This is a genomic window from Bacillus sp. FJAT-27445, from assembly GCF_001510665.1.
Classification (GTDB): domain Bacteria; phylum Bacillota; class Bacilli; order Bacillales; family Cytobacillaceae; genus Bacillus_D.
Window position 1 is genome coordinate 20,838 of sequence record NZ_LMTI01000010.1, and the last position, 25,850, is coordinate 46,687.

Consider the following 25,850-nt stretch of genomic DNA (forward strand, 5'->3'; position numbering starts at 1 on the left):
AATTGGAGGCCATTATGTCAAATCAATACCTAGATCCGAATTTAAAGGTGTTCAGCCTGAACTCAAACTTCCCGCTAGCCGATGAAATTGCCAAAGTAATCGGTGTCGAGTTGGGAAAATGCTCCGTGACCCGCTTCAGTGATGGGGAAATTCAGATTAATATTGAAGAGAGCATCCGCGGCTGCGATGTTTATGTCATTCAATCCACGAGCGCTCCAGTCAATGAAAATATTATGGAATTGCTTATTATGATTGATGCATTGAAACGGGCGTCGGCAAAGACGATAAATATTGTAATGCCTTACTATGGCTATGCACGTCAGGACAGAAAAGCGCGCGCACGTGAGCCAATTACGGCAAAACTGGTAGCAAACCTGCTTGAAACAGCAGGGGCAACCCGGGTTATTACGTTTGATTTGCATGCGCCTCAAATCCAGGGCTTCTTTGATATCCCGATTGACCATCTAATGGGTGTGCCTATTCTATCGGAGCATTTTAAGAACAGGGACCTGAACGGGGATATTGTTATCGTCTCCCCTGACCATGGTGGTGTGACACGCGCGCGGAAAATGGCTGAGCGCCTGAAAGCGCCAATCGCAATCATTGATAAGCGTCGGCCGCGCCCGAACGTAGCCGAGGTAATGAACATTGTTGGGCATATTGAAGGCAAGATTGCGATTCTGATTGATGATATAATAGATACAGCGGGTACCATCACCCTTGCCGCAAATGCGCTAATTGAAAATGGCGCGTCGGAGGTGTATGCGTGCTGCACGCATCCGGTTTTATCCGGACCGGCCATAGAACGGATTCAGAATTCGAACATCAAAGAACTGGTTGTAACAAATACAATCGAACTTAAGGATGAAAAGAAGATTTCGAAAATCACGTCTTTATCCGTTGCCCCTCTTATTGGCGAAGCCATCATCAGGGTGCATGAGGAGCAGTCGGTAAGCACATTGTTTGATTAAAAATCTGTTGTGAGGGTCCCCCGTTGCGGGCAGGGCCTTTTCCTCACGTATTAGCAGGTTCCCGCCTCTTAGATTTATCTAATGCGTTTAGACCTCCCTTTTTTGGGGCACTTTTTATAGAGGAACCAAATGAGAAATGGAAGGGGATAAATTCATGAGTACAGTTTTGCAGGCAAAAAACCGAAGCGGAGAGAAAAAGGTATCGGTCAGAGAGTTACGGAGGGAGGGCAACATCCCGGCTATTGTGTACGGGTCGAAGGTTGACAGCATACCTGTATACGTCAGTGCGGCCGAATTTGCCAAGACAATTAAGCAGGTCGGAAGGAATGGGATTATCTCACTGGATGTTGATGGCAACAGGCAAGATGTTGTATTGACAGAGTACCAGAAGAATGTCATCAACAACGAAATTACCCATGCCGACTTCCTTGCCGTGGACAAGTCTTCAAAAATCAATGCCGATGTAAACGTAGCCCTAGTTGGGGATGCTGCCGGGGTAAGGGATGGAGGCGTCCTACAGCAGCCTTTGTTTACAGTTTCAATTACTAGTTCGCCAGCCAATATTCCGTCATCCATTGAAGTGGATATCACCGGTTTGCAGGTTGGGGAAACGATTACCATTGCCGATTTGAATACAGACGGAAAGTTCCAAATCAACCATGAAGCGGATGAAGTCATCGCTTCAATCCTTCCGCCGAAGGTAGAAGAGGAAATTGATAGCGGCGAACAGCAGGACGGTGGAACACCTGAAAATGAAGAGGGCAGGGAAACCGAAGCCTCGAAAGAATAGGTTGCCGGACGTAGCCTTAGCAATAAGGTTACGTCTTTTATGATTGCTCTCGAAATAAAAAATAGAACATTGTAGGATAACTCGAAATAAGTTATTGTAATCCAGCTCCACCAGAATAAGCTTCGGAAGCATAAGCCTCGCACGAAGAAAAAGCGTTAGCTTTTTCGAGGAGCGCCTAGCCCCTCGAGGTCATAAGTCGGTTCCCTCCGGAGGGCAGGCCCTTCCTGCGGGCCCCGTCTTATGCTAGTCGGGGCTGACCAAGGCGCTTGCGCATTTTGTTATTTTGAACGGGGGAATCAGTAGTGAAGATGATTGTTGGTTTGGGGAATCCCGGCAGGCAGTATGCCGGAACCAGGCATAACATCGGCTTTGAGGTGATCGAGAGGCTGGCTGGCCGCCTTGGCATTCCTCTTGACCAGGCGAAACACAAAGGCCTGATAGGGATGGGACATTGCCAAGGAGAAAAGGTTATACTCCTGATGCCCCTTACATATATGAATTTGTCAGGTGAATCAATTAGATCAGCAATGGATTTTTATAAAATAGAGACTGAAGATCTTCTCGTTATTTATGATGACCTTGATTTGCCAACGGGAAAAATTCGCCTTAGGCAAAAAGGAAGCCCAGGCGGGCATAATGGAATTAAATCGGCGATAGCCCATCTTGGTACCGCGGAATTTAACAGGATTAGGATTGGGATCAGCAGGCCACCAGCTGGCATGGCAGTACCGGATTATGTACTAGCGCGTTTCAGGAAAGAAGAGGAACCTCTTATTGAGGAAGCTGTTGAGAAAAGCTCCGAGGCTTGCGAAGCATGGCTTTCGAAGCCGTTCTTGCAGGTAATGAACGAATTTAATCAGTAGGCATGCATCGTTAATACGGCAAGGCAATAAAATGGTTGTAACTGAATAATTTTCTCCCTGGCCGTCCATACTAGGAATACGGCTTTCTCTAGGAGGGAATTGATTGGCTATCCATTATTTATGTCGCCATTGTGGCATCGCTCTCGGTTCGATTGATAAGGAAGCGGCCGATTCAATCATGCTTGGGCTCCATATGCTAAACGGGCAGGAACGGGCAACGATGGTTTCGTATGAGCAAAATGGTGATATACAAATAAAATCCATATGTGAAGACTGCCAGGAATCACTTGAGAAGGATCCAAGTCTTCACCAATATGATTACTTGATTCATTAATCAGGCTTTGGAGAAAGATCCAAAGCATTTTTCTGTTTCTATAGGATGGGAGTATAACAAATGAGTTTTGGAGAGAGAGAAAAACAGCCTATGAAGGCAGCAAAGGAGGGAACAGGATGGAAGGCCTGACGACATTATTCCTGGAGCAGGAAGATATTCAATCTCTTATCAGTGGAATGGAAAGCGGTTTAAAGGAACAGCTCATCGCTGGCTTATCCGGCTCATCGAGAACGGTGCTCGCCGCCTCCGTTTACCGCGAAACGGGAAGGCCTATCCTTCTTGTTACCCATAATCTGCTTCAGGCCCAGAAGCTATATGATGACCTTTCAAGCCTTATGCATGATCGGGGAGTTTATTTGTTTCCGGCCAACGAATTAATTGCCGCGGAGATGAGCATTGCAAGCCCTGAGCTGAGGGCGCAAAGAATTGAAGTGCTGAATCACTGGAGCAGGGGTGGAAAAGGCATCCTGATCGCGCCTGTATCGGGCTTAAGAAAAATTTTGCCGCCGAAGGAAATTTGGGCCGGGTATCAATTTTCGATAAAAAAGGGTGAGGACCTTGATATCGATGCGACACTTGAAACCTTTGTGCAAATGGGCTATGTCCGGTCTGAGATGGTCACGACTCCTGGAGAATTCAGTGTCAGGGGCGGGATTATAGATATTTTTCCGATTACGGAAACAAACCCACTGCGGATTGAATTATTTGATACAGAAGTAGAATCAATTAGGACCTTTTCCCTTGAGGATCAGCGTTCTAGGGATAAAGCAAAAGAAGCGTTAATCGGCCCTGCAACGGAATTACCATTAGGGGCGGCCGAGCTTTTGCGCTTATCCGAAAGGCTCCAGGAAGGATTGGCTGCAAGTCTTAAAACAATCAGGGATGAAAAAGCGAAACTTCAAATGTCGCAAAACATATCCCTTGAGCTTGAACAATTGAAAAACGGGCAGCGGCCTGACCAGATATTCAAATATGTGTCGATAGCATACGAAAACCCAGCTAGTTTACTAGATTATCTCCCTGAAAATGGTTTGGTCATGATAGACGAAATTAGCAGAGTCCAGGAAATGAATGACTCGTTAGACAGGGAGGAAGCTGAATGGTACACGTCGCTGTTAAGTGAAGGGAAAATAATCCAGGGATTAAACCTATCACACCAGGTTCAGGTGCTTTTACAAAAAAGGGAGCTCCCGGTTTTGTACCTGTCACTTTTCCTTCGCCATGTAGCCAATACAAATCCGCAGAATATTATCAATATATCCTCGAGGCAAATGCAGAATTTTCATGGACAAATGCACCTTCTAAAATCGGAAATGGAGCGCTGGAAAAAGGGTGGCTTTACGGTGCTGTTCCTTGGCGCGGATGCCGAACGGGTTGACAAGCTGCAAAGGGTTCTAGAGGATTATGGGGTTGAGGCCGGAATGGCGAGCGGGAACGCCCGTCTAGTCCGTGGCACAGTGCAAATAATGCACGGCAGCCTTCAGGGTGGATTTGAGCTCCCGCTCCAAAAAATCGCGGTGATTACCGAGGAGGAGCTTTTTAGCAAGCGGCCGAGAAAAACGCGCCAGCGCCAAAAGCTATCGAATGCGGAGCGGATTAAAAGTTATTCGGAGCTTAAAATTGGTGATTACGTCGTCCATGTTAACCACGGGATTGGAAAATACCTAGGTATTGAAACGCTTGTCATCAACGGTCTGCATAAGGATTATCTCCATATCCGCTACCACGGGACAGACAAGTTGTATGTCCCTGTCGACCAGATCGATCTTGTCCAAAAGTATGTAGGCTCGGAAGGGAAAGAGCCAAAGATTTACAAGCTTGGGGGCAGTGATTGGAAGCGGGTAAAGAAAAAGGTTCAATCATCGGTACAGGATATTGCCGACGATTTGATTAAGCTGTATGCGGAGCGTGAAGCGGCAATAGGCTATGCTTTCAGCCCGGACGGCGATTTACAGCGGGAGTTTGATGCTTCATTCCCTTACCAAGAGACGGAGGACCAGCTTCGTTCCATTCATGAAATCAAGCGTGATATGGAAAAACCACGCCCAATGGACCGCCTGCTATGCGGCGATGTTGGATATGGAAAGACGGAGGTTGCCATCCGTGCTGCCTTCAAGGCGATTGCGGATGGAAAGCAAGTCGCGTTCCTTGTTCCCACAACCATCCTTGCGCAGCAGCATTACGAAACAATTCGGGAAAGATTCCAGGACTATCCGATCAATATCGGCCTCCTGAGCCGCTTCCGTTCACGCAAGCAGCAAATGGAGACACTGAAGGGTTTAAAAGCAGGTTCTGTGGACATTGTTGTTGGTACTCACAGGCTATTATCAAAGGATGTCATCTACAGGGATATAGGGTTATTAATCATTGATGAGGAACAGCGTTTTGGGGTTACTCATAAAGAAAAAATAAAACAATTAAAGACAAATGTCGATGTCCTTACACTGACAGCAACGCCGATACCGCGGACCCTCCATATGTCGATGCTAGGTGTCCGTGATTTATCCGTCATTGAAACCCCGCCGGAAAACCGCTTCCCGATCCAGACCTATGTGATGGAATACAACGGGATGCTGGCAAAAGAAGCCATTGAACGGGAGCTGGCGAGGGACGGGCAGATTTACTTCCTGTATAACCGCGTTGAGGATATTGATCGGAAGGCAGAGGAGATATCCATGCTGGTTCCCGATGCCAGAGTCACCTCTGCCCACGGGCAAATGTCGGAAAACGAGCTTGAATCGGTCATGATCAGCTTCCTTGCCGGCGAATTTGATGTTCTTGTCAGCACAACGATTATTGAAACAGGGGTTGATATTCCAAACGTCAATACCTTGATTGTACATGATGCGGACAGGATGGGATTATCCCAGCTTTACCAGCTTCGGGGACGTGTTGGCAGATCCAATAGGATTGCCTATGCCTATTTTACATACCGTAAGGACAAGGTCCTCACGGAAGTAGCTGAAAAGCGCCTTCATGCGATTAAGGAGTTTACCGAGCTAGGTTCAGGCTTCAAAATTGCCATGCGGGACCTGTCGATTAGAGGTGCTGGAAACTTGCTGGGGGCACAGCAGCACGGCTTCATTGATTCAGTTGGTTTCGATCTTTATTCGCAGATGCTGAAGGAAGCCATTGAAGAAAGAAAAGGAAGCATAAAAGAAGTAGAAAGACCAACTGTTGAAATCGATCTAGAGATTGATGCTTATATACCTGATTCTTATATTCGCGATGGGCATCAGAAGATAGAGATGTATAAACGCTTTCGGGGAATCGAGGGAAATGAGGACCTAAATGAGCTTGAAGAGGAATTAAAAGACCGATTTGGCGAATACCCGGATGAAGTTTCCTATCTGTTCAGTGTGGCGGAGATAAAAATTCATGCATTAAAAGCAGGAGTCGAATCGATTAAGCAAGCGAAGGATATGATTACAGTTCTCTTAAACGAAAGGGGAAGCTCTGAAATACCAGGAGATGAAATTATAAACATTACTTACCCATTGGGGCGCCAGGCAGGATTCGGCATGGATGGAAAGAAGTTCAAGATCACACTGAATGTCAGGGGCCAAGAGACTTCCAGATGGCTCCATGCCATTTATGCAATTGTAAAGGGATTGGATGAGGCTAGGAATGAAAAAGCGAGAAAGTAACGGTTTTTTAATTAATTTTTTATCGGGAATCGATGTTTCAGGGCGAACGATCTTGGGTATTTCATTCAATGTGGCCGGAAAAAAATATTGGCAGGTTTATCCTATTTTGGAAGTTATATTACCACAAATAAAATCCTATTCGCCGATGAATAGAACTTTCCATATGAAGGATACTAAGTTCAAACTTGGTGATGCTATCACCTGAAGGAAAAATGAATCATTAAATTCAATCATCAGATGAAAGTGAGGCAACATTGGATGAAAGCAACAGGTATAGTTCGTCGAATCGATGATTTGGGTCGAGTAGTTATTCCAAAGGAAATCCGTAGAACCCTCCGTATTAGGGAAGGTGATCCACTGGAAATATTCGTTGACCGTGATGGGGAAGTAATTCTGAAAAAGTATTCACCTATCAGTGAGTTAGGCGATTTTGCCAGAGAGTATGCCGAAGCGCTTTATGATAGCTTGGGAAATCCAGTTCTAATCTGTGACCGGGATACTTACATCGCTATAGCAGGCGGTTCTAAAAAGGATTTCCTGAACAAAAACATTGGAGAAGTGGTTGAAAAAACAATGGAAGACCGTTCTTCCGTCCTCGTTACCCAGCAAGGAACAATCGAACTTGTGGATGGCAATGAAGAATCTGTTTCTTCCTATACAGTTGGCCCGATTATTGCCAATGGCGACCCTATTGGAGCGGTGATCATTTTTGCAAAAGAAGGTACCCTCGGGGAAGTTGAGCAAAAAGCAGTTGAGACGGCAGCCGGCTTCCTTGCAAGGCAAATGGAACAATAGTGGCAGAAGAGGGCTGGACCGTTATTGGGTCCAGCCTTCTTTTTTAAGTTTAGGCTCAGAAGCATATGCTATAATAGTTGTCGAATTCTTTTTATGAAGGAGACTGCAATGGAGCCGGTAAAGCAGGCGGATAATCTTTTTAAGGGAGCTTTCATACTGACAGCTGCCGCTTTGTTTACAAAACTATTGAGTGCAGGCTACCGAATCCCATTTCAAAATATTACGGGGGATATCGGTTTTTATATTTATCAGCAAGTATATCCTTTTTACGGAATCGCGATGGCCCTCGCGACGACCGGTTTTCCAGTCGTCTTGTCGAAGCTTTACGCTGAAAGCCGCGAGCGGCGATTTCAGCTCCTCGCGGCATCGTATATCTTGTTACAGCTTTTTGGGTTCCTTTGTTTTGTGCTTCTCTACTCAGGGGCGGAATACATAGCTCGCTGGATGGGAGACCCTGGTCTTTTTGTGTTAATCAGGGTAGTGGCAGTTGTCTTCTTGCTATTCCCAATCATTTCTGTTTTAAGAGGATATTTTCAAGGAAAGGGGGATATGGTTCCGACGGCTGTATCCCAGATTGGCGAGCAGGCAATCCGCGTAATAACAATTCTTGCGGTTGCAATTCTGTTTACAAGACACGGCCTTTCCCTATATTACGTCGGTGCAGGTGCGATGCTGGGATCGATTACAGGAGGGATGGTTTCACTTACGCTTCTTGTACTGTTTTTTCGGAATAAGAAGAATAGGATGATCGGCACGATTTCCGGGTCGATTCGTATGCCGGACTTTAGAGAAGTGAAACGGGCTGCCAGGGTTCTTGGGTTTCAAGGCCTTGCAATTTGCATAAGCAGCCTGCTGATGGTTTTTATTCAAATGGGGGATGCCCTAAACCTGTATTCACTTCTTGTGGCGAATGGGGTCGCCCCTGAGGCGGCAAAAGAAATGAAGGGTGTTTTTGATCGGGGCCAGCCTCTAATCCAGCTAGGCCTTACCGCGGCCTCAGCCATTTCGTTATCTGTTGTTCCCCTTATTGCCAGCAGTAGGCTGACGCGCGACAAGTCTTTTTTGGCTCATAAAATCCGGATTGCGATGCAGGTGACGGCTGTGATAGGCGCTGGTGGGGCAGCAGGGCTTTGGATGATAGCCCGGCCGGCAAATATCATGCTTTTTGAAAATGAAAACGGGACATCGGTTCTCGCGGTTTTGAGCCTTGCTATCGTTTTCAGTTCGGCTATTTCAACCGCAGCGGCAATCTTACAAGGCCGCGGGGTCCTATTTAAGCCCGCAGTGGCAATCCTATTGGGATTTCCGTTAAAATACGTTCTTAACCTTGCCCTGGTCCCCAGATTTGGCACGCTTGGTGCGGCTTGGGCCACTGCGATAACACTTTTCACAATTTCCATTGCTGCCATCCTTTTCCTGAAGGACAATATAAAAGGGGAAGTATTTCAGGCAGCATTTTTGAAAAAAATAGCCGTGGCGCTTTTGGGGATGCTGCTATTTTTAAAACTGTTCCTTTCGGGAACGGGTTTCTTATACGAAATAGGAAGCGAGCGGACGGCTGCGGCTATCCAAGCAGCAGGCTCAAGTTTACTGGGTGCTTTCGTTTATGCTTGGATTATCGTGAGGAGCGGTGTTTTTCGTGCTGAGGAACTTGCACTGTTTCCATTCGGAAGTAAATTACAATTATTGCTGCCAAAGGATAGGAGCAGGATGAAATGAAAAAGGAAATTGAAATTATTGGCCTGGGGTCGGCTGACTTGGATGCCTTGCCATTGGGAGTTTACAAGAAATTGAAGCAAGGTGGAAGGGTATTCCTTAGAACGAAGGAACATCCTGTCGTGCGCGAGCTTGAAAAAGAAGGGTTTTCATATACCTCTTTTGATTCCATTTATGAAAAATACGATACATTCGAAGCGGTGTACAATGAAATTTGTGAAACCCTTCTCGTTCAGGCGACTCTAGGACCTGTAATTTATGCTGTTCCGGGCCATCCGCTTGTGGCGGAACGGACCGTACAGCTTCTGCTTGAAGCGGAAGCTCGGCAAGAAGGGATTGAAATTCGTTTCGGAGGGGGGCAAAGCTTTCTTGACGCTTTATTCCTTGCTTTAAAAATCGATCCTGTAGAGGGATTCCAGCTGCTTGACGGCACAGCCTTACGTCCGGATGAGCTGCAGCTGAGCCAGCATATGTTTATTAGCCAGGTCTATGACAGGCTGATTGCTTCCGATGTAAAGCTCACTCTGATGGAACGGCTTCCGGACGAGTACGATATTTATATTGTTACGGCGGCTGGAAGTACCGAAGAGAAAATCGAAAAAATTCCACTTTATGAACTGGACCATAAAACAGAGATACATAATCTTGTTACTCTCTATGTTCCTCCGGTACGAGAGGAAAAACTTCTATTGCGCGAGTTTTCTAAGCTTAAGGACATCATCTCTACCCTACGGGGGCCGGATGGATGCCCATGGGATAAGGAACAGACCCACGAATCGCTGAAAAAATATTTTATTGAGGAAACGTATGAGGTTATTGACGCAATTGACAGCGGAGACATCGATCATCTAATTGAAGAACTTGGTGATGTCCTCCTCCAAGTGATGCTCCATGCGCAAATCGGGGAGGACGACGGTTACTTTTCAATTAACGACATAATCGAATCAATCTCAGGGAAAATGATTAGGAGGCATCCGCATGTGTTTGGCAACAAGGCAGCAAATACAGCGGAGGAGGTCGTTGCGAACTGGCAGGAAATCAAGGCATTGGAAAAAGGGAGTGGCAGTAAGGAGTCATTCCTTGATGGGATTCCAAAATCCCTGCCAGCTCTCCTGAAAGCTTACGAATTACAAAAAAAGGCGGCAAAGGCTGGTTTCGATTGGCAGGAAATTGGACCGGCATTCGAGAAGGTTAAAGAAGAACTAAAGGAATTCGAGGCTGAGTTGAACGGTGAGGCTGGACTGGCATTAGCTAAGAAAGAATTTGGTGACCTGCTGTTTGCCTTTGTGAATGTAGCCCGGTTTCTGGACATCCATCCCGAAGAAGCCCTGATTGGAACAAATGAAAAATTTATCCGGCGTTTCCGCTTCATTGAAGAGAAGGTCACAGAAAGCGGAAGGCCAATTACAGCTTTTTCACTTGAGGAGCTTGACAGGTATTGGGATGCAGCAAAGAAAAAAGGATTATAGGAGCAGAATAATGAATGAATGGGGGAAGAGAAATGAGGCTTGATAAGTTTCTTAAGGTATCGCGGATCATTAAAAGAAGGACTCTTGCAAAGGAAGTATCCGATCAGGGAAGGATTTTGGTAAATGGCAACCAGGCTAAGGCAAGTTCGACGGTCAAGGCCGGGGACGAACTGACAATCCGCTTTGGGCAGAGGGTTGTAACAGCGAGGGTAGACCGAATCCAGGAAACATCCCGAAAGGATGAGGCTGCGGAAATGTATACCATCCTGAAGGAAGAAAAGGTGCAATCCGAAGAATAAAGGGCTTGTTCTAATTACCCCAGTAAATACATAGTATGTACAAAATTAGTTTGTACAATGTGATTCGGGGGATGAACGATGAGCCAATATTATGATTCAAATGCTGCAAATAAAGGGTCAATGCCCGACCATGATGTCATCATGAGGGGAAGGAGGCTCCTGGATATTACCGGTGTCAAACAGGTGGAAAGCTTCGACAACGAAGAGTTTCTTCTCGAAACGGCCATGGGCTTTTTGTCGATAAAAGGACAGAATCTGCAGATGAAAAACTTGGATGTCGATAAAGGCATTGTGTCCATTAAGGGAAAGATATTTGAACTTGTTTACCTAGATGAACAGCACGGAGACAAAGCTAAAGGCTTCTTTAGCAAGCTGTTCCGATGACTCTTTCCGTACAGTTTCTAACAATGGCGGCTATGATCTCAGCAGGAGCGGGGTTTGGGGCGATGCTGGATACATACCAGCGCTTTTTAAACCGCCCCAAACGAAAAAGCTGGATTACCTTTATTAACGATATCCTTTTTTGGATTGTCCAGGCCCTGCTTGTTTTTTATGTTCTTTTCCATGTAAACAAAGGTGAAATACGGTTTTATATCTTTCTTGCGCTTTTGTGCGGTTTTGCGGCATATCAGGCATTGTTGAAGGAGGTTTATCTCTGGTTCCTAGACAGAGCCATTAAGGCAGCAATCGTAGCAGGGCGCACTTTTGGAAAAACAGTCCAGATTGTGCTATTCAAACCAATTGCCGGCCTAGCCAAGTTAGTCGCCGCAATCGTCCTACTCCTATTAAACGGAGGAATGGGGCTACTTCGCCTCTTGTTAAAAACCATTTATTTTCTTTTCCGGACTCTGATTCTTTGGCCGTTAAAAAAAATATTATCAGTGGTGTGGAAAGTTTTGCCGAAAGGGATTAAAAAACTCGCGGAGAAGTTGTATAATAATGGGACAAGAATTCTTTTAAAAGTTCGGAATGTTTTTAAACGGGTTATTAGGTGGAATAAAAACAAAGAGTGAGGGGGAAGAGCCATTGGAAGCAAAGAAGAAACGGAATGTAGCAAGAATCCGCAATAGCTATGCGGAATCACATTATTATTCGGAAGAATCCGCTTCCAGGAAACGAAAAGCTCTGGCTAGAAGGCTGGCCGCATTTGCCCTTATGGCAGCTCTTTTGATTTATTTCACTGTTTCATCCATTTATTCGCGGGCTGAGGTCCTTGAGGAGAAAAAGGCGGAGAAAGAAAAGATGGAACAACAGCTAGCCGCTTTGGAACGCGAGCGGGATATCCTGAATGAGGAAATCATCAAGCTGAATGATGATGACTATATCGCAAAGCTCGCTAGGAAGGAATACTTCCTTTCCGATAAGGGTGAAATTATTTTTACTATTCCTGAAGGAAATAAGAAGAAGGAAAAATGATACAGGGCACTCTGGTTGACACTTATTTTAAAACTTAGGTATAATATATAGTAAGACTGATTTTTTTTATATTCTTAAGGAGGAAATATCTTTTTATGTCAATCGAAGTAGGCAGCAAGTTACAAGGAAAGGTAACAGGGATTACAAATTTCGGAGCGTTTGTCGAGCTGCCGGAAGGTTCAACAGGTCTTGTCCATATCAGTGAGGTCGCTGATAATTATGTAAAGGATATCAACGATCATCTGAAAGTGGGAGATATGGTAGAGGTTAAAGTCATCAATGTTGAAAAGGATGGAAAGATTGGCCTCTCCATTAAAAAAGCCAAGGACCGTCCTGAACCGCAAAGGTCTTACACGCCTCGTCCCCGCCAGGGAAGAGCTAATGACCGGAATGCAAGGCCTGAGAATTTCGAGTCGAAAATGGCCAAATTTCTAAAGGACAGCGAAGACCGTTTATCCTCCCTAAAACGCAACACCGAATCAAAACGCGGTGGAAGAGGGGCTAGAAGAGGCTAACTTGTTGCTGCTTATTAACCCAAATTACGTCATTATACCAGGCAGGCCCGCAATGGGGTCCTGCCTGTTTTGTTTTTTAAATAAACTGATATGTGGTTAGAAGGGGAATGGGGAATTAACATGAAAAAAAGGCTCTCCCTTAGGGGAGAGCCTTGCTGCATGCACTTGTGAAAAGATGAGGAAAAAGTATAGCGGCGGAGGGGATCGAACCCCCGACCTTACGGGTATGAACCGTACGCTCTAGCCAGCTGAGCTACACCGCCATTTTAAAGCACAAGTTCTATAATACATAGTTTAAAAAAGACTGTCAATACATTTTTATAATTGCCTTTTCGATTTCTCTGGCAGCTTTTGCCCAACCATGGCAGTCGCGGTGAAACAAGTCGAAGAATTCCATTATGGCTATACATAATTTTGACAATCTTTGGATGCCTGTCCCTATATAATTAGCACAATAATAAGAGGACAGGGGAGTGTTTTTTATTGGAAAGGGCACAACACACAATAATGGACCAGGTGACGAGTACCGGTATCCGTCCAAAATTAGGTTTGTCGGCAGCCTTTAGAAAATTGGAGGAGAAGGCAGAAGAATTATTTCTGAAAAGGGGATACTTTCTTTTGCTGGTCGGTTTTTTGCTTGGCCGCGCACTTATACTGGCAAAGCTGGCTCCTTTCAGCCTTCCCTTTTTCGCCGCTGTATTTTTTATAAAAAAGGATAGGGCGCCGCTCGCGCTGCTTGGCCTTGTTGCCGGAGCGGTTACTATTTCCATCGGGCATGCCATTTCGACCTTTTCCCTGGTGTTCCTTTTCCTGGCGTCTTTCCGGATCACTAGAAAATGGATAGTGAATACAACGAAAGTGATTCCGTATTATATCGGAACGGTTTTGCTTGCCGGAAAACTAGCGGAGCGATTTATAGTTGGAGGCAGCCTGTCCATTTATGATGCTGTGATGGCCGGGATAGAAGGGGTATTAGCTTTTACCCTTTCCCTGATTTTTATGCAAAGTGTACCTTTGTTAACCACGAGGAAACGAAAACAGCCTTTAAAAACAGAAGAAATAGTTTCTGTAATCATACTTCTGGCGTCGATTATGACCGGAACAATCGGCTGGATGCTGTATGGATTGTCAATTGAACATATTATGTCGAGGTATATGGTCCTTTTATTTTCCCTAATGGCAGGTGCCGCGGTCGGTTCAACTGTAGGGGTCGTCACGGGTCTAATATTCAGCCTTGCAAATATATCAAGTTTTTCTCATATGAGCCTTCTCGCTTTTTCGGGTGTCCTTGGTGGCTTATTGAAAGAAGGGAAGAAAGCTGGCGTTTCACTAGGCCTACTAGTTGCTACTTTATTAATCGGCATGTACGGAGAAGCCGGCATTCCGCTCCAGTCCACAATGATGGAATCTTCAGTGGCAATCCTTTTGTTTTTCCTGACCCCAACCTCATTAACTTCCAGAGTAGCAAGGTATATACCTGGAACCCCTGAACATACAGCCGAACAGCAAAAATATATGAGAAAAATGAGGGATGTAACCGCAAAAAGGGTTGCGCAATTTTCGAATGTATTCGAAGCCCTTTCGAAAAGTTTTTCCCACCGCGAGGAGGAGTCTGGCGAGGTAGAAAAAGAACTGGATTTCTTTTTGAGCAATGTTGCCGAAAAGACTTGCCAGACTTGTTTTAAAAAAGAACATTGTTGGACAAAGAACTTTACTACAACATATGGCTATATGGAAGAAATTATGCTTCAAATGGATCAATCAAAGGGGACTATTCCGCCTAAATTGTCACGGGAATGGGAAAAGCTTTGTTCCCGCCCAAAGAAAGTGTTGGAAGCAGTCCATCAAGAGCTGGCAGTATATGAGGCAAACCAGAAGCTGAAGAAGCAGGTGAAGGAAAGCAGAAGGCTCGTTGCCGATCAGCTGCTTGGCGTTTCCGAGGTCATGGGTGATTTTGCAAAGGAAATCCAACGTGAACGCGAAAACCTCCATAAACAGGAAGAACAGATTATGGAGGCAATCCAGGATTTCGGGCTGCAAATTGAGCACGTGGAGATTTATAGTTTGGAAACCGGAAATGTAGACATTGATATGACAATTCCGTTTTGCAATGGGCATGGGGAATGTGAAAAACTAATAGCACCAATGCTGTCCGACATTCTAGGGGAAACCATTGTTGTAAACACCGAAGAATGTGGTGCCTATCCACATAGTACCTGCCAGGCGACTTTCCGGTCCGCAAAGGCATTTACTGTTGAAACGGGGGTTGCCTATGCTGCAAAAGGAGGGGGCTTCATCTCGGGAGACAGCTTCTCGACGATGGAGCTTGGTAGCGGAAAATATGCGGTAGCCATTAGTGATGGAATGGGGAATGGAGAGCGGGCGCAGGAAGAAAGCAGGGAAACACTAAAACTTCTTCAGCAAATTCTCCAGTCAGGCATAGAAGAAAGAGTGGCAATCAAGTCTGTAAATTCCGTCCTTGCTTTAAGGACGACAGATGAGATTTTTTCTACGCTTGATTTGGCAGTCATTGATTTGCAGAATGCTTCAGCAAAATTTTTAAAGATCGGTTCTACTCCTAGTTTTATTAAAAGAGGAGAAAAAGTTATGAAAATACAGGTGAGTAACTTGCCGATGGGGATCGTGCAGGAATTCGATGTTGATGTCGTCAGTGAGCAGCTGAAGCCGGGCGATCTTTTGATTATGATGAGTGATGGAGTTTTCGAGGGCCCAAAGCATGTCGGAAATTATGAAATGTGGATGAAACGAAAAATCCATGAGCTTGAAACAGCTAATCCCCAGGAAGTAGCAGACTTGATTATGGAAGAGGTAATCCGTTCGAGATCCAATCAAATTGAAGATGATATGACGGTCGCTGTTGCAAAGATCATGCACAATACACCAAAGTGGGCCTCCATACCGGTTCATGGAATCAAAAAGAAGCGTGCATAAAGCGAAGTTGGTATAAATCCCCTCTATCAAGTCGAAAATGGTAACATTTATCGATTGGAGGAGAATGAAATGCATATAGGGAAAATCAGGCAGCTCCTTGTGATTACGGATGGTTGTTCAAATCAGGGTGAGGATCCTGTCGCTATGGCGGCGCTAGCAAAGGAGCAGGGTATCACTGTCAACGTAATTGGAGTCATGGAGCAGGATATAATTGATAGCCAGGGAATGAGGGAGATTGAAGGAATCGCTTTGTCGGGCGGGGGAGTCAGCCAAGTGGTATATTCGGAGCAGCTATCGCAGACTGTTCAAATGGTAACGAGGAAAGCTATGACCCAGACCCTTCAGGGGGTTGTAAACCGGGAATTAAGGCAAATCCTCGGAGGTACGAAAACTCTTGAGGATCTTCCCCCGGAAAAAAGAGGGGAAGTCCTTGAGGTAGTTGACGAGCTTGGCGAGGCGGTTGACCTTGAGGTAATTATTCTAGTTGATATGAGCGCTAGCATGAAGCACAAATTGCCGACCGTAAAGGAAGCGCTGCTTGATCTCTCTTTAAGCCTGAATGCGCGTTCGGGCAAAAACCAGTTTTCTGTGTTAGTATTTCCCGGGAAAAGGGGAGAAACGGAGAGAATTCTAGATTGGACACCTAGGTTGGAGACCATTAGCTCCATTTTCCCACTCCTGGCTGCCGGAGGAATTACTCCAACAGGGCCGGCAATCCGTGAGGCCATTCATTTGTTCAATGAAAAGAGCGCGTTAAGGAGAGTTCTGAACGAAGATGATGAATCCTTCCTCGAAGAATCCATGTAAGTTTAGGCCAGGGACAGTTGTTTCGGGAAAGTGGCACAGGAATGAATATATTCTTTTAAAAGAGTTGGGTAATGGTGCAAACGGAGTCGTCTACTTGGTTAAAAAAGGAAACCAAGAAGCAGCCTTAAAAATCAGCGGAGACAGCATGTCGATTACCTCGGAGGTTAATGTGCTCAAATCCTTTGCCAAGGCCCGGGGCCAAGCCCTTGGGCCTTCCCTGCTTGATGTAGACGATTGGCTTACTTCCGAAGGAATGCTCAGTTTTTATGTCATGGAATACATCAAGGGATCAGGCCTTCTGCCATTCATTTACAATAAGGGCAAGGAGTGGAGGCTGGCCCTTTTCCTCCAGCTTCTGAAGGATTTGGAGAAACTTCACGAAAACGGCTGGGTCTTTGGCGATTTAAAGCCGGAAAATTTAATTGTGGCTGGCCCTCCGCCAAGGATTCGCTGCATCGATGTAGGTGGAACAACCCTGATTGGCAGAGCGATAAAGGAATACACCGAGTTTTATGACCGGGGATATTGGGGGATGGGGACGCGGAAAGCCGAGCCATCCTATGACTTGTTTGCAGTTGCGATGGTGATGATCGCAACATCCTACCCGAACAATTTCCGAAAAGGGGAGGGAGGATTAGGCCAATTGCTGGGAGCAATCAGGCAAAAGAAAGAGCTTGTCCCTTTAGAGCCGGTTTTGGCAAATGCTTTGCAGGGTAAATATTCCACGGCCCGGGAAATGAGGAATGGCCTTCTCTTATGCATGAAGCGCCCTTATCCTCAAAATGGTAATTCGGATCCAATCCCACCGGCGGTGAATCCAAAGTTGCGGCGCCATTCTACCCGCCAAAAAAAGGGACAAAGCCGCCGGAATGAAACCTTTTATGTGATTTCGGTGATGGCGCTTCTTTATTTTATATATATTGTTGTACAATTGACATGATTGTCTTCTTCATTAAAACAGGGAAAAAATTTTAAAAGTATCCGGAAAGTGAAACTTTTTTCATTTTAAGTCGTATTAAACAGGATTCACCGGCTTATAAGCGCGGTATACACTAACCACAAAACTAAGGAAGTATGACCATGCTGGAAGAAAAAACAGAGGCGCTATTGAAAAGAAAATCCGTCTCCCTCAAAGGGGCCAGTATTCTTGTGGGAGTTTCCGGCGGACCTGATTCCATGGCTCTCCTTCATTATTTATGGGAGCGGGAAAAGGCATGGGGGTTGAAACTTGCCGTGGCCCATGTGGACCATATGTTCCGGGGAAACGAATCGCTTGAGGACGCTTTATTTGTAAAGCATTTTTGCGAGGAGCTCGGAATTCAGTTTGATATGGCAAGAATAGATGTCCCCAAAATTATTGCCCTTGAAGGGAAGAATGGCCAGGAGGCTTCAAGGGAAGCCCGCTATGAATTTTTTCGGAAACAGATGGAACAGCATGGATATAAGTACCTGGCGCTCGCACACCATGGGGACGATCAATTGGAAACAATTCTGATGCGTCTGACTCGGGGCAGCTCTGGGAGAGGCCGGGCCGGCATCCCGTTTATGAGGCCCTTCGTGAAGGGAGCGATTATCCGTCCGTTTTTGACAGCGTCGAGGGAGGATATTGACGACTATTGTAAAAGGAATGGCCTTGAAACGCGAATAGACCCAAGCAACCAAAAGGATATCTATAGCAGGAATCGGTTTCGGATGGCTGTCCTTCCTTTTTTAAAAAAGGAAAACCCACTAGTGCATGAACATTTCCAGCGATTTAGTGAAGAATTGGAGAGCGACGAAGCCTATTTGGAGGAATTGGCGGCCAGCAGGATGGTTACAGTAATAAAAAGCAGGGAAAAAGGAAAAGTAGTGTTGGATATACTGACTTTTCTTGGAATGCCAATGCCTTTACAAAGAAGAGGGATTCAACTAATATTAAACTATCTTTATGAAGAAAGGCTTGCGGATTTAGCAGCCATACATATCGATCAAGTTATTTCCTTGATAAACCGTCCTCATCCATCCGGAAACCTTGATTTCCCCGTTGGGCTGATTGTCACCCGTTCCTATTCTGAGTGTATTTTCCAATTTGGGCGTCCAAAAGTGAAACCATTCAGGATTGAGATGCATATACCCGGGAAAGTGGCGCTGCCGAGTGGAGCTGTAATTTCCCTTGAGGTGTGCACGCAGCCTGAAAAAGACACTAGGACGGAATGTACATATCTACCTGCAACCGAAGTACACTTTCCACTTATCATCCGTACAAAGCGTAATGGCGACAGGATGACATTGAAAGGGATGCGAGGCACAAGGAAGCTGAAGGATATCTTTATCGATAACAAGGTACCGGTTTCCGAGCGGGAAAACTGGCCTGTCATAACAGATAGCACCGGCCGGATTGTCTGGCTTCCCGGGCTGAAAAAATCCGCCCTTGATTGTGCCGGAAAACCCGGGGAAGACTATCTAAAGCTTTATATTAATAAGGAACCAACATCTAGGGGGCACATGGAAAATGAGAAATGATATTGAAAAAATCCTGATTTCGGAAGATGAAATCCAAGAAAAAACCAGGGAGCTGGGAGCCCGATTGACAGATGATTACCAGGATAAATTTCCGCTGGCAATCGGCGTTTTAAAGGGAGCTATGCCTTTTATGGGAGATCTCCTTAGAAAAATGGATTGCTACCTTGAGATGGACTTTATGGATGTTTCAAGCTATGGGAATTCCACAGTATCTTCCGGAGAAGTGAAAATTCTAAAAGACTTGGATACCTCCGTTGAAGGAAGGGACCTGTTGATTATTGAGGATATCATCGACAGTGGCCTGACATTGAGCTACCTTGTCGAACTGTTCCGTTACAGGAAAGCTAAGTCGATTAAAATAGTCACTCTGCTTGACAAGCCGACTGGAAGAAAGGTAGATATAACTGCTGATTATGTAGGGTTTAAAGTTCCTGATGCATTTGTTGTCGGCTACGGCCTGGACTATATGGAAAAGTACCGGAATCTTCCTTACATCGGTGTTTTGAAACCTGAAGTGTACAACAATGCCTAATAGGCTAAACTAATAGGTGAATCAGGCGGCTTTCAAACTCAATTGTTGAAGCGGCATCATCATTATGCTACTATTTTATATACTGTTTTCCACCGTGGGAGGAGGTAAGGGATGAACCGGATTTTCCGTAACACCATCTTTTATTTATTGATATTTTTAGTCATCATTGGCGTTGTAAGTTTCTTTAATGGAAACAATGAGCCAACAGATAATATATCGTATGACCAATTTATTTCTCATCTAGAAAAGAGAGAAATAAAATCGGTCACGCTGCAGCCAGAGCGCGGCGTCTATGAAGTCCGTGGCCAGCTTGAAAATGCCGCCAAGGACAAGTTTTTCCTGACGTATGTCCCGAATAGCGAACGGATGCTGAGCCGGATTGATGATGCGGTTCCAGATATGAAGATTGAGACAATGCCTGCGAAAGAAACGAGCGGCTGGGTCACTTTCTTTACATCCATTATCCCGTTTGTAATCATTTTCATTCTTTTCTTCTTCTTGCTAAACCAAGCACAGGGCGGCGGCAGCCGTGTCATGAACTTTGGTAAAAGCAAGGCCAGGCTTTACAATGATGAAAAGAAAAAGGTCCGCTTCAAGGATGTGGCCGGGGCGGATGAAGAAAAGCAGGAACTGATTGAGGTTGTTGAATTCCTTAAAGATCCGCGCAAGTTTTCCGAGCTTGGCGCGCGAATTCCCAAGGGCGTCCTGCTAGTGGGTCCTCCGGGAACAGGTAAAACGCTTCTTGCCCGTGCGGTTGCCGGGGAAGCCGGTGTGCCGTTCTTCTCGATCAGCGGTTCCGATTTCGTGGAAATGTTCGTCGGTGTGGGTGCATCCCGCGTCCGCGATTTGTTTGAAACAGCTAAGAAAAATGCCCCTTGTATCATTTTTATCGATGAGATTGATGCGGTTGGACGCCAGCGTGGGGCTGGCCTTGGCGGCGGCCACGATGAACGTGAACAGACCCTGAACCAGCTTCTTGTCGAAATGGACGGTTTTGGGGCAAATGAGGGAATCATTATCGTTGCGGCGACAAACCGCCCTGATATCCTTGATCCGGCGCTTCTCCGTCCGGGGCGTTTTGACCGCCAAATTACAGTAGACCGACCGGATGTTAGAGGAAGGGAAGCAGTCCTTAAAGTCCATGCACGGAACAAGCCACTCGATGAATCAGTCAACCTGAAGAGCATAGCCATGCGGACTCCTGGATTTTCCGGAGCTGATCTCGAAAATCTGTTGAATGAGGCAGCGCTTGTAGCGGCCCGCCACGATAAGAAGAAAATCGAAATGGAAGATATCGACGAAGCAACTGACCGTGTCATTGCGGGGCCGGCGAAGAAGAGCCGGGTCATTTCTGAGAAAGAGCGCAGAATAGTCGCTTTCCACGAAGCTGGCCATGTAGTTATCGGCGTTATGCTTGATGAGGCTGAAATGGTGCATAAGGTAACGATTGTACCGCGTGGACAGGCTGGCGGATACGCTGTCATGCTTCCTAAGGAAGACCGTTATTTCATGACAAAGCCTGAGCTTTTGGATAAAATCACCGGCCTGTTAGGCGGACGTGTTGCGGAGGAAATCGTTTTTGGCGAAGTGAGCACTGGAGCCCATAATGACTTCCAAAGGGCAACAGGAATTGCGAGAAAGATGGTAACCGAATTTGGTATGAGCGATAAGCTTGGACCGCTCCAGTTCGGCCAGCCGCAGGGAGGCCAGGTATTCCTAGGCCGTGACCTTCACAGTGAACAGAATTACTCCGATCAGATCGCTTTTGAGATCGACACTGAGATTCAGACTTTCATCAAGGAATCGTATGCGCGTGCGAAGAGGATTTTGACAGAAAACCGTGACAAGCTCGATTTAATCGCCAATACGCTTCTGGAAGTGGAAACACTCGATGCTGAAGGCATCAAGCACCTGATTGACCACGGAAGGCTTCCGGATGGGAAAGTTCCGGCCAACTCTACTCCAGCCGAAATCAAGAGTACTCTTGATGATGTCATCATAAACATTTCTGGCAAAAAGGAAGAGGACGAGGAATCAGGTACACCAAAATCGAATTTGCTCAAGCCTGAAGAAAATCAGGACGAGAAAAAATAATCTAAAGCTTAAGGGCACCGTTCAATTGACGGTGCCCTTTAAATTTACATTCACTCCCATAGGGTGTATAAGCGGAATTTTTATGCCGGATAGGCGCTTGGTCTTTCCTATCCGTAAACCGTTTGTGATATGATGTTTTCAGTAAACCTGAAACCTGTGGCAAGATGCTCGATATCCATTGAGGGACAATCGTCCAGGTTAATTTCCATTGAGTGGTGAGTTGAATGATTTTCGTATTTGATGTCGGAAATACAAATATTGTTTTAGGGGTATACAAGGGAGACGAGCTTCTTCATCATTGGCGAGTTGAAACGAGTAGAAACCGGTCGGAGGACGAATACGGAATGCTGATAAAATCCCTCTTTGAGCATTCTGACCTTTCTTTTAACGATATTGAAGGGATTATTATTTCATCTGTTGTGCCGCCGATTATGTTCTCGCTCGAAAGGATGTGCGCAAAATATTTTAACCTTAAGCCATTAATCGTCGGCCCAGGTATTAAGACTGGGCTGGATATAAAATATGAAAATCCGAGGGAAGTGGGGGCCGATAGGATTGTCAATGCTGTTGCAGCCATTCATGAATACGGGAGCCCGCTTATCATCGTTGACTTCGGCACAGCAACAACCTATTGCTATGTTAACGAGCAGAAACAGTATATGGGTGGAGCAATAGCCCCTGGTGTAGGTATATCGACCGAAGCTCTCTATTCAAGGGCAGCCAAGCTGCCACGGATTGAAATCGCAAGGCCCGAGGGCGTTATCGGCAAAAATACGGTCGCAGCCATGCAGGCTGGGATTGTGTATGGATATGTTGGACAGGTTGAAGGCATCGTAAAGCGGATGGTTGCCAATAGCTCAAAAGTTCCGAGCGTCATTGCGACAGGCGGCCTCTCCAATTTGATTGCCGAGGAATCAAAAATTATCGATATTGTTGACCCGTTCTTGACACTCAAAGGACTTCATTTAATCTATAAGCGTAATATGGATACACTAAATAGGCAAGATTCCTAGTCGTTGGCGGCTGGAAAAGCTCCATGCGTGAAAAGCCATTCAATGAGAGTCGTAATAGGGGTAATAACGCAAACCCAGCAGCTTGAATTGGACTCTAAAAAAGAACAGCGAGAAAGGAGCAGAGTAATGAGCGATTATCTAGTTAAAGCTCTTGCCTACGATGGGCAAATTAGAGCATATGCAGTAAGAAGTACAGAAACCGTGGCGGAGGCGCAAAGAAGGCATTATACCTGGCCTACGGCTTCAGCAGCGCTTGGCCGTACCATGACAGCTGGATTGATGATGGGGGCCATGCTAAAGGGCGAGAACAAATTAACAATAAAAGTTGAAGGCGGAGGCCCAATCGGAAATATCCTTGTCGATAGCAATGCGAAAGGAACTGTGCGGGGATATGTAAGCAATCCGCAAACGCATTTTGAACTTAATGATCAAGGAAAGCTGGATGTAAGGCGCGCGGTTGGGACAGACGGTACGCTCACCATTATTAAGGACATTGGCATGAAGGACTTTTTTAGCGGATCGGTTCCTCTTGTTTCAGGGGAGTTGGGAGAGGATTTCACCTATTATTTTGCTTCCTCGGAGCAAGTGCCCTCTTCTGTGGGTGTCGGCGTACTCGTTAACCCAGATAACAGCATACTTGCAGCAGGCGGCTTTATTTTTCAGTTGCTCCCTGGGACAAGTGAGGAAACAATTACACGAATCGAGGAGCGGCTTAAAACCATTACCCCGATTTCGAAGATGATTCAGCAAGGACTTACCCCAGAAGAAATTCTTGAAGAGCTGTTTGAAAAGGAAGAACTGACCATCCTGGAAAAGATGCCTGTACAATTTGAATGCACCTGCTCCAAGGAACGGTTTTCCAATGCGATTGTGTCGCTAGGACAGGGCGAAATTTCCGATATGATTGAAGAAGATGGGATGGCAGAAGCCCATTGCCATTTTTGTAACGAAAAATACCATTTTTCAAAAGAAGAGCTTGAAGCGCTAAAGAGAGAAGCGAAGTAAGGCTATCCGGGAGAGGGACAATGAAAACGAGGGAATTGTGGTGGGTCATCGCAGCATTGGTCATCCTGAATGCTGTGACCGTCTCGTATTTTTTATCCAAAGGAGAAACGGCTTCCGTTTTCAAGGCGAACGGAGAAACAGTTGCGACAGTAGGGAAAGGCAGTATTTCCAGAGAAGAGTGGCTGAAGGAGCTGGAGTCACGATACGGTGAAGATACATTAAGGGAACTGGTTGACAGGGAAGTAATCAGCCAGATGGCCAAAAAGTACAAAATAACCGTTCCGAAGGCAGATGTTGAGAGAGAACTTAGAATGTTCCAGACCGCCTATGGCGGAGCATCCTCTCTAAAGGGCGAGGATGTGAGAAAGTGGAAAAGACAAATTGAACTCTCACTGCTGCTCGAAGAAATCTTAACAAAGGATGCAGTGGTATCCGAGACCGAAATGCAACGTTACTATGAAAAGAATAAATCTCTTTTTGATGTACAGGCAGCCTACCATCTTTCCCATATTGTTGTAAAAACAAAGGAGGAAGCGAATCAGGCCATTAAGGAGCTTGAAGGCGGCTCTGGCTTTGAAACACTAGCCCGGGAAAGATCCGTTGATGAATTTACAGCTGGGGAAGGTGGAGACCTTGGGTTTATCCAGGTTGGTGATGAACGTTTCCCTTCTGAATATATCCAAGCTGCACAGAAACTCAAACAGGATCAATGGAGTTCGCCAATTAAAGCGGGCCAAGGCTATGCGATTATAAAGCTGCACGCAAAAATGGAGGAAAAAAAGTATTCCTTTAAAGAAGTGAAGGATGAAATTCGCAGGCAGATCGCCCTTTCGCAGTTAGGAATGCCACCATCAGCATCGGCGCTTTGGGAAGAGGCCGACGTTAAATGGTTTTTTGGCAAATAAGCGGCGGAATACGGATTTTTCAATCCAGTAAGAGTAAAAATTTAAAAAAATCTGCAAAACTGGGAAGGTTCCGCATACATTGGCAATGCGGAACCTTTTTGTTTTATTTCTGTTTCCCTAATGATGTTTCGGGGAAACTAAAATATTGACAGTTAGTAGGCAAATTGTTACATTCTATATAAAACCAATAAATTTACTCGGATTAAGGAGTGGGACGAATGGAACGAGTTGCAAACTCGGTGGCTGACCTGGTCGGCAATACCCCGATTGTAAAGCTAAATCGGCTTGTGGATGAGAATAGTGCGGAAGTATTTTTGAAGTTGGAATATATGAACCCGGGAAGCAGTGTAAAGGACCGTATCGCCTTGGCAATGATAGAAGCAGCCGAAGAGAAGGGCGACTTAAAAGAAGGCGATACGATAATTGAGCCCACAAGCGGGAATACCGGTATTGGGCTAGCAATGATTGCAGCTGCAAAAGGATATAAGGCTATTTTGGTTATGCCTGAGACAATGAGCATGGAGCGCCGCAACCTTCTCCGCGCCTATGGGGCAGAGCTTGTATTGACCCCTGGGCCAGAAGGAATGGGCGGTGCGATCCGGAAGGCTGAAGAGCTTTCCAAGGAAAACGGTTACTTTATGCCACAGCAATTTAATAACGAGGCAAATCCTGAAGTGCATAGAAGGACAACTGGAAAAGAAATCGTCGAGCAAATGGGCGGCCAGCTGGATGGATTTATTTCAGGAATCGGAACAGGCGGTACGATAACGGGTGCGGGCGAGGTCCTCCGCAACGCTTATCCCGATATAAAAATTTATGCGGTAGAGCCAACCGATTCGCCTGTCCTTTCAGGCGGTAAACCGGGCCCTCATAAAATCCAGGGAATTGGCGCCGGATTTATTCCAAAAATCCTAGACACAAACATGTATGATGAAATCATCCAGGTTGAAAATGAACAGGCCTTCGAATATGCCCGCCGTGCGGCGAAGGAAGAAGGGATCCTCGGAGGTATTTCTTCCGGCGCGGCCATCTATGCGGCGTTAAAGGTTGCGAAAGAACTCGGAAAAGGCAAAAAAGTTCTGGCTATTATCCCGAGCAACGGCGAACGCTACCTTAGTACTCCTCTATTTCAGTTCGAAGAATAAACAAAGATTTAATAAAGCATGGACGCAACTTTGCGGATCATGCTTTTTTCATTTGCGGACTTCTTGTATGATGAAGAAGA

The 25,850-nt window shown here is 45.7% G+C and carries 24 protein-coding genes and 1 tRNA gene; 24 read left to right on the forward strand and 1 reads right to left on the reverse strand.

What is annotated here, in order from left to right:
* The first annotated feature begins 14 nt into the window (after nucleotides 1-14).
* From AR337_RS21950 to AR337_RS22015, 14 genes are all read left to right on the forward strand, one after another.
* Entirely contained in the window at nucleotides 15-971 is a 957-nt protein-coding gene (locus AR337_RS21950; protein ID WP_059174195.1) for a ribose-phosphate diphosphokinase, read from the forward strand.
* A 154-nt stretch (nucleotides 972-1,125) separates the two neighbouring features.
* Nucleotides 1,126-1,761: a 50S ribosomal protein L25/general stress protein Ctc gene (locus tag AR337_RS21955; protein WP_059174196.1), complete on the forward strand. Its 636-nt coding sequence runs from the start codon at nucleotides 1,126-1,128 to the stop codon at nucleotides 1,759-1,761.
* 302 nt (nucleotides 1,762-2,063) lie between these two features.
* Nucleotides 2,064-2,624 carry an aminoacyl-tRNA hydrolase gene (pth, locus tag AR337_RS21960; RefSeq protein ID WP_059174197.1) on the forward strand — a complete coding sequence of 187 codons (561 nt, stop codon included), beginning with the start codon at nucleotides 2,064-2,066 and terminating at the stop codon, nucleotides 2,622-2,624.
* Between the two features lie 103 nt (nucleotides 2,625-2,727).
* Nucleotides 2,728-2,958: an anti-sigma-F factor Fin family protein gene (locus tag AR337_RS21965; protein WP_059174198.1), complete on the forward strand. Its 231-nt coding sequence runs from the start codon at nucleotides 2,728-2,730 to the stop codon at nucleotides 2,956-2,958.
* 116 nt (nucleotides 2,959-3,074) lie between these two features.
* Nucleotides 3,075-6,605: a transcription-repair coupling factor gene (gene mfd, locus AR337_RS21970; RefSeq protein WP_059174199.1), complete on the forward strand. Its 3,531-nt coding sequence runs from the start codon at nucleotides 3,075-3,077 to the stop codon at nucleotides 6,603-6,605.
* Entirely contained in the window at nucleotides 6,586-6,810 is a 225-nt protein-coding gene (locus AR337_RS21975; protein WP_059174200.1) for a hypothetical protein, read from the forward strand. The genes mfd and AR337_RS21975 overlap by 20 nt, the downstream gene beginning before the upstream one ends.
* A 53-nt stretch (nucleotides 6,811-6,863) precedes the next feature.
* Nucleotides 6,864-7,400, forward strand: a complete 537-nt coding sequence (gene spoVT, locus AR337_RS21980; RefSeq protein ID WP_059174201.1) for a stage V sporulation protein T — start codon at nucleotides 6,864-6,866, stop codon at nucleotides 7,398-7,400.
* Between the two features lie 108 nt (nucleotides 7,401-7,508).
* Nucleotides 7,509-9,119, forward strand: coding sequence for a polysaccharide biosynthesis protein (locus AR337_RS21985; RefSeq protein ID WP_059174202.1), 1,611 nt, complete (start codon nucleotides 7,509-7,511; stop codon nucleotides 9,117-9,119).
* The gene (gene mazG, locus AR337_RS21990) at nucleotides 9,116-10,585 is read left to right on the forward strand and encodes a nucleoside triphosphate pyrophosphohydrolase (RefSeq protein ID WP_059174203.1); all 1,470 of its coding nucleotides are present in this window, start codon (nucleotides 9,116-9,118) and stop codon (nucleotides 10,583-10,585) included. Before AR337_RS21985 ends, mazG begins: the two co-directional genes overlap by 4 nt.
* Before the next feature lie 32 nt (nucleotides 10,586-10,617).
* Nucleotides 10,618-10,884, forward strand: coding sequence for an RNA-binding S4 domain-containing protein (locus AR337_RS21995; RefSeq protein WP_059174204.1), 267 nt, complete (start codon nucleotides 10,618-10,620; stop codon nucleotides 10,882-10,884).
* 78 nt (nucleotides 10,885-10,962) lie between these two features.
* On the forward strand, nucleotides 10,963-11,268 hold the full coding sequence (gene yabP / locus AR337_RS22000; protein WP_059174205.1) for a sporulation protein YabP: 306 nt from the start codon (nucleotides 10,963-10,965) through the stop codon (nucleotides 11,266-11,268).
* Nucleotides 11,265-11,897: a spore cortex biosynthesis protein YabQ gene (yabQ, locus tag AR337_RS22005; RefSeq protein ID WP_059174206.1), complete on the forward strand. Its 633-nt coding sequence runs from the start codon at nucleotides 11,265-11,267 to the stop codon at nucleotides 11,895-11,897. The genes yabP and yabQ overlap by 4 nt, the downstream gene beginning before the upstream one ends.
* A gap of 13 nt (nucleotides 11,898-11,910) precedes the next feature.
* Nucleotides 11,911-12,300: a septum formation initiator family protein gene (locus AR337_RS22010; RefSeq protein WP_059174207.1), complete on the forward strand. Its 390-nt coding sequence runs from the start codon at nucleotides 11,911-11,913 to the stop codon at nucleotides 12,298-12,300.
* A gap of 95 nt (nucleotides 12,301-12,395) precedes the next feature.
* Complete coding sequence (locus AR337_RS22015; RefSeq protein WP_053368687.1) at nucleotides 12,396-12,815, forward strand: S1 domain-containing RNA-binding protein; 420 nt, start codon at nucleotides 12,396-12,398, stop codon at nucleotides 12,813-12,815.
* 189 nt (nucleotides 12,816-13,004) lie between these two features.
* On the opposite strand, the gene AR337_RS22020 is transcribed toward AR337_RS22015, so the two are convergent.
* Nucleotides 13,005-13,078 (reverse strand) — tRNA-Met (locus AR337_RS22020).
* Between the two features lie 244 nt (nucleotides 13,079-13,322).
* Between AR337_RS22020 and spoIIE the strand changes: the two genes are divergently transcribed.
* The 10 genes from spoIIE (at nucleotide 13,323) to cysK (ending at nucleotide 25,770) form a co-directional block, all read left to right on the forward strand.
* A complete protein-coding gene (gene spoIIE / locus AR337_RS22025) occupies nucleotides 13,323-15,767 on the forward strand; it encodes a stage II sporulation protein E (protein WP_156424498.1) in 2,445 nt (814 codons plus the stop codon).
* Between the two features lie 69 nt (nucleotides 15,768-15,836).
* The gene (locus AR337_RS22030; RefSeq protein WP_059174209.1) at nucleotides 15,837-16,574 is read left to right on the forward strand and encodes a VWA domain-containing protein; all 738 of its coding nucleotides are present in this window, start codon (nucleotides 15,837-15,839) and stop codon (nucleotides 16,572-16,574) included.
* Nucleotides 16,543-17,514 carry a serine/threonine-protein kinase gene (locus tag AR337_RS22035; protein WP_059174210.1) on the forward strand — a complete coding sequence of 324 codons (972 nt, stop codon included), beginning with the start codon at nucleotides 16,543-16,545 and terminating at the stop codon, nucleotides 17,512-17,514. Before AR337_RS22030 ends, AR337_RS22035 begins: the two co-directional genes overlap by 32 nt.
* A 140-nt stretch (nucleotides 17,515-17,654) precedes the next feature.
* The gene (tilS, locus tag AR337_RS22040; RefSeq protein WP_059174211.1) at nucleotides 17,655-19,076 is read left to right on the forward strand and encodes a tRNA lysidine(34) synthetase TilS; all 1,422 of its coding nucleotides are present in this window, start codon (nucleotides 17,655-17,657) and stop codon (nucleotides 19,074-19,076) included.
* A complete protein-coding gene (hpt, locus tag AR337_RS22045) occupies nucleotides 19,066-19,608 on the forward strand; it encodes a hypoxanthine phosphoribosyltransferase (protein ID WP_059174212.1) in 543 nt (180 codons plus the stop codon). Before tilS ends, hpt begins: the two co-directional genes overlap by 11 nt.
* Before the next feature lie 111 nt (nucleotides 19,609-19,719).
* A complete protein-coding gene (gene ftsH, locus AR337_RS22050) occupies nucleotides 19,720-21,702 on the forward strand; it encodes an ATP-dependent zinc metalloprotease FtsH (RefSeq protein ID WP_059174213.1) in 1,983 nt (660 codons plus the stop codon).
* 224 nt (nucleotides 21,703-21,926) lie between these two features.
* Complete coding sequence (locus tag AR337_RS22055; RefSeq protein ID WP_059174214.1) at nucleotides 21,927-22,715, forward strand: type III pantothenate kinase; 789 nt, start codon at nucleotides 21,927-21,929, stop codon at nucleotides 22,713-22,715.
* A gap of 126 nt (nucleotides 22,716-22,841) precedes the next feature.
* Nucleotides 22,842-23,720, forward strand: coding sequence for an Hsp33 family molecular chaperone HslO (hslO, locus tag AR337_RS22060; RefSeq protein ID WP_059174215.1), 879 nt, complete (start codon nucleotides 22,842-22,844; stop codon nucleotides 23,718-23,720).
* A gap of 20 nt (nucleotides 23,721-23,740) precedes the next feature.
* Nucleotides 23,741-24,625, forward strand: coding sequence for a peptidyl-prolyl cis-trans isomerase (locus AR337_RS22065; protein ID WP_059174216.1), 885 nt, complete (start codon nucleotides 23,741-23,743; stop codon nucleotides 24,623-24,625).
* 218 nt (nucleotides 24,626-24,843) lie between these two features.
* Nucleotides 24,844-25,770: a cysteine synthase A gene (cysK, locus tag AR337_RS22070; protein ID WP_059174217.1), complete on the forward strand. Its 927-nt coding sequence runs from the start codon at nucleotides 24,844-24,846 to the stop codon at nucleotides 25,768-25,770.
* The last annotated feature ends 80 nt before the right edge of the window (nucleotides 25,771-25,850 follow it).